Source organism: Corynebacterium sp. HMSC074C04, assembly GCF_001838295.1.
GTDB classification, from domain to species: domain Bacteria; phylum Actinomycetota; class Actinomycetes; order Mycobacteriales; family Mycobacteriaceae; genus Corynebacterium; species Corynebacterium amycolatum.
Window position 1 is genome coordinate 576052 of sequence record NZ_KV836270.1, and the last position, 5024, is coordinate 581075.

At 59.9% G+C, this 5024-nt stretch carries 4 protein-coding genes; 3 read left to right on the forward strand and 1 reads right to left on the reverse strand.

Going from position 1 to position 5024, the window contains the following annotated elements:
• The 3 genes from HMPREF3011_RS03855 to HMPREF3011_RS03865 all read left to right on the forward strand — a co-directional run.
• Window positions 1–1078 (forward strand): helicase-associated domain-containing protein (locus HMPREF3011_RS03855; RefSeq protein WP_168168149.1); only part of this gene is annotated, 1078 nt, incomplete at its 5' end.
• 148 nt (window positions 1079–1226) lie between these two features.
• Entirely contained in the window at window positions 1227–2930 is a 1704-nt protein-coding gene (locus tag HMPREF3011_RS03860; RefSeq protein WP_070560182.1) for a DNA repair helicase XPB, read from the forward strand.
• A gap of 25 nt (window positions 2931–2955) precedes the next feature.
• Window positions 2956–3597, forward strand: a complete 642-nt coding sequence (locus HMPREF3011_RS03865; protein WP_070560184.1) for a DUF3239 domain-containing protein — start codon at window positions 2956–2958, stop codon at window positions 3595–3597.
• A gap of 130 nt (window positions 3598–3727) precedes the next feature.
• On the opposite strand, the gene HMPREF3011_RS03870 is transcribed toward HMPREF3011_RS03865, so the two are convergent.
• Window positions 3728–4870: an alpha/beta hydrolase gene (locus HMPREF3011_RS03870; RefSeq protein ID WP_141764741.1), complete on the reverse strand. Its 1143-nt coding sequence runs from the start codon at window positions 4868–4870 to the stop codon at window positions 3728–3730.
• Window positions 4871–5024: the final 154 nt, after the last annotated feature.

Sequence of the window (5024 nt, forward strand, 5' to 3'; positions counted from 1 at the left end):
GGAAACGATTTCCGTCGGCCTTAGCGAGGTCGGCAAAGCCATAGTCGCGCTCATCGAATCCGGCACTGCCGAGGCCTTCGACGATCTGCGTGCTGCCTGTAACAACCTCTTGCCGCCGAACGCCTCGTACCTGATGGTCCAGGCGGACAACACCATCGTCGTACCGGGCCCCGCATCCCCGGAGATGGAACGCATGCTCAGTTCGATTGCGCAGTTGGAATCTCCCGGCCTCGCCAGCGTCTACCGCGTGACCGAAGACAGCCTCCGCGATGCCCTCGACACCGGCATCAACGCCGCCGATATCTCGGAGTTTCTCTCGCGCTACGCCGTCGGCGAAGTGCCGCAGTCCATTACCTATTTGCTTGACGACGTCGCCCGCCGCCACGGTCGTCTCCGCGGTGGCCCCGCAGCTTCGTTTATCCGCTGTGACGATCCGGCTCTGCTGGCCTCATTCCAGAGTCACCAGGCTGGACAAAGCCTGGCGTTGCGGAAGATTGCCGAAACGGTGCTAATTAGCCAGGCCCCGCTTGCCCAGGTGATTGAGACCGCTAGAAATGCGGGCTTTTCCATCATCGCCGAAGATGCAGAGGGTTTGGTGCTGGATCTCGGTCGCGCTCCCTGCCGCATTGAGGCGCCAGCTCCGGTGCCTACTGCGCGTACAACGATGCCCGAACCGGAACGCATCAGCCAGGCGTTGACGGCCATTGCCGATGGCAACCGTGCTGCTGAGCACGCCGGTAGTTCCAGTGGCGCTACAGCCAGTGGCAGCACTGCTGGGGTCTCTGGCTCGGTTGCGGATTCGGCGACAGGTACGGGGACGGCTGCCGGTGCTAGCGCTAGCACCGGTGGCACGAGCGGCTACGCCTCCGGCACCGAAGCATTCAAGCTACTGCAGCGCGCGGCTCGCCACGGCGACGACCTGTATTTAAGCTACGTCGACCGCAACGGCAAACCCGCCCGCAAGCGCGTGCGCCCAGTCACTGTCTCCGGTGGGCAGGTCGATGCTATCGACCCGGCCACCAGCCAAGTGCTGCGCTTTCTGCTGCATCGCATTACCGAAGTACATCCTGTCGACTAGGCGACGGGCGCGGGGACCGTCGTAAAGCGATGCAAAAGCGAATGTGACGGTTCGGGATGATTCGAGCCCGTGGCGCATCTTCTGCGTAATCGTGGCAGAATTGACCTTTAGCTTATTTTTGGTCGAATGTCTGCGAGGCGAGGAAATAATGGGTTTCGGTACGGGTCCGCTGATCGTCCAATCGGATAAGACGGTGCTGCTGGAGGTCGATAATCCGGAGGCGGATGCGGCACGCGCGGCGCTGGCACCATTCGCGGAGCTCGAACGTGCTCCTGAACACGTGCACACCTACCGCATCACCCCGCTGGCGCTGTGGAATGCCCGCGCTGCCGGTCACGACGCGGAGCAGGTGGTCGATGTCCTCGAGCGCTATTCCAAGTTCCCCGTCCCCCAGCCACTGCTTATCGACGTCGCGGAGACCATGGACCGCTACGGTCGCCTGAGCCTGACCAAGCATCCAGCTCACGGCCTTATTCTGCTCTCACACGACCCCGCGGTACTGGCCGAGGTGACCAAGCACAAAAAGATTCGTCCGATGCTCGGCGAGCAAATCGATGCCGACACCTGGACCGTGCACCCCTCCGAGCGAGGCCGAATCAAACAGGAGCTGCTGAAGGTCGGCTGGCCTGCCAATGACACCGCCGGATACATCGACGGAGAGGCACACGCCATCGCCTGGCAGGATCAGGGCACCGGAGGCCACGACACCTGGGAACTGCGCGACTACCAACGCATGGCGGCCGATTCCTTCCGCGAGGGTGGCTCCGGCGTCGTGGTGCTGCCCTGCGGCGCAGGAAAAACAATCGTCGGAGCGGCGGCCATGGTAGACGCGCAGCGCACTACTTTGATCCTGGTCACCAACACCGTCGCCGGCAGGCAGTGGCGCGACGAGCTGCTGCGACGCACCTCGCTGACCGAGGACGAAATCGGCGAATACTCCGGCGAAAAGAAGGAAATTCGCCCCGTCACCATTGCGACCTACCAAGTAGTCACACGCAAGACCAAGGGAGAATACCGCGCACTCGAGCTATTCGATTCCCGCGACTGGGGTCTCATCATCTACGACGAGGTCCACCTCCTGCCCGCTCCTGTGTTCCGAATGAGTGCGGATCTGCAGTCGCGCCGTCGACTGGGGCTCACCGCCACCCTGGTGCGCGAAGATGGCCGCGAGGGCGATGTCTTCAGCCTGATTGGCCCGAAGCGCTACGACGCCCCATGGAAGGACATCGAAACCCAGGGCTGGATCGCACCGGCTGACTGCGTTGAGGTCCGCGTGACCCCGACCGAGTCCGAGCGCATGCTCTACGCCACGGCTGAGGCCTCCGACAGGTATCGCCTGGCCGCAACGACGCCGACGAAGATTCCCGTCGTTAAGCAAATCCTTGCCCGACACGAGGGCGAACCCGCTCTGGTGATTGGTGCCTACTTGGATCAGCTCGAAGAGATTGGCGAGGAACTGGACGTCGATGTCATCGAAGGAAAGACGTCCAACGCCAAACGCGAGGAGCTCTTTGGGAAGTTCCGGCGCGGCGAGATCAACACGCTGGTGGTGTCCAAGGTTGCGAACTTCTCCATCGACCTTCCCGAAGCCTCTGTCGCCGTGCAAGTCTCCGGCACCTTCGGTTCCCGACAGGAGGAGGCACAGCGTCTGGGGCGTCTCCTGCGCCCGAAGTCCGATGGTGGTGGCGCCGTCTTTTACTCGGTGGTAACTCGCGATACGCTCGATACTGAATATGCAGCTCATCGCCAGCGTTTCCTGGCGGAACAGGGCTACGCCTACCGAATCGTCGACGCAGATGAGTACCTCGGCCCAACCCTGCCCGGCGATTCCACCGCTAGCTCGGAATCCTAGAAAAATGGATAACTAAAGGACTGCCATGAACTTTCACTTCCCCGTCAACCGCGAGCACACCAACGCCAACAACGAGTACTACCGCGATGCCCGCCGACTGCTCATCTCCTCCGGCATTTTCTCTGCTCTGCTGCTCGTCGGCGCTGTGCTGGTTCTAGTAGTTTTCGACCGCACGCCGTTTGTTATCGGCAGCGCGGTTGTGCTTTTCGCCCTCGCGGTTCTCTACCTCGGCGTTACCTTCCAGGTGCGACGCGCAATCAAGGATCCGCAAGAGCTTTACGACGAATCCCCGCTGGTTCCGGCCATGATTGCGCGTGTGGATGAGCGAACCATGGTGCTGATGACCTTGGTGGACATGCGTAAAAACCCCTCCGATGGAGAGCCCGTCCCGGCCCTGGCTACACGTACTGTCACCACGATTTCCGGGGTTCCCCGCCGCGTGGGCGCGAAGGTGCCAGCTGTTGCTGTGGCCGGCACGCATAAGAGCCGCACCGAGTTCTACGATGAAATCACCCCAGTGCCCCTCGCGTGGTCCACTCCTGACAAGTCAGTCATTGCCCAAGCCCAGCGCAATATTCCGGTCAACGATTGGAATGTCCTCGAACACAACATCGACCGGGTGGAAGAGGTCCACGCAACGAAGCGCAACCTCCTGCCGCTGAACTAGTCGGGGCCTGTTCGCCCCCGGCCTTCTGGCACTGAGCTGTTCTAGCTCCGACCCCGGTTTCCCTCACCAGCGCCCCTCCGCAGCGCTCACATGCACAGCGAGAGCGCCATTGGGAACTGAAACGGGTTGACTAGCTCTTGCCCCAGGACTCTTCGTTCTGCCGGTCAATCGCTTCCTTATCGTATTCACCTGCCGGGTCCTCTGGCAGCTCACGTTCCGTGTGAGTGGCCTCTAAAATGAACCGCGCCGCGTCCGTAATCTGCTCTCGCTGAACCTTTGGAACCGCAATCTGGTGAGTTGCCAAGAATTCCGCCTGAGAGGCCTCTCCGCCCGACTCCTCGACCTTCTTCAGGTACTCGGTAGCTGGACGAACGACAGTATCGCGGGAGGCCGCCTGAACGTGGACACGCATGCTTCGCAACGGCTCATGCAATCCCGGTGACACTTCCTTTGCCGAATCGTCAGAGGTGCCGAAGAATGCCTGCAACCACACCGCAGGCGCACCACGCAAGTCTAGGGCCGGAGCAACGAGCAACAAAGCAACCGGCGTGTCCTGACTAATCTGGTTTACCGCGGAAACAACGTTGTGCCCGCCTGAAGAGACACCATAGAGAACTATCGGGTTCTGATCGCTGATGGGCATTGCACCCAATTTCTGAAGCTGCAACGAATCATCTGCGACAGATGTGACTACCCGCGCGATGTCATTGACGGCCACAGACACCTTGTGCTCTGGGGCGAGCCGGTAGTCCACATCCACAACAATTGCGCCGGATCGGGCTGCCAGGGCCGCCATATTTGGGCCGAAGGAATTCTCACGCAGACTGCCGTCACCCATCCAGAAAGCGCCACCGTGTGCGGCAACTACCACAGATCCGGTTGGATCCTGCGGAACAAAAACTCGAACCGGAACGCTAGGACTATCCCCCACCGTCGTATCCGTTACTTCAACCTTGCCATCGGCATACGCAAGGTATGGCGAAGAATGGTTGACGGCCGCCCCCAAGACCATCATCGAACCGTGAATAATAGCGTCGGGCATACGAGCACCGCGGTCATTGACTGACGCACGAGCCTTCCTGATGTCTTCTTCAGAGGCACCCAACGGGACAACCTCGCTCAAGTAGGAATAGGCCGAGACGTGTTCTTCGAGCCATTCAATAAGCTGTTGCAGCTTACCCTCTTCGGTCGTTACGGGAGTGAAGTTGTCTTGAGCCTCGCCCTCAGAAGAAGCCAGGTTAACCACATCGGAGTTAGGTGTCTGATTAGTCATAGAGACAGTCTGCCACAGAGAACCCACGAGAATTCATCGAAATAGGAAACCGGGAATTTAATCAATCGTTTGCTAACTGAAAATCAACAGAATATTGGATGGGAAAAAGAATAGTATTTTGCGCTGTTTATTTTGTTTAATGTTGTTTACTTGT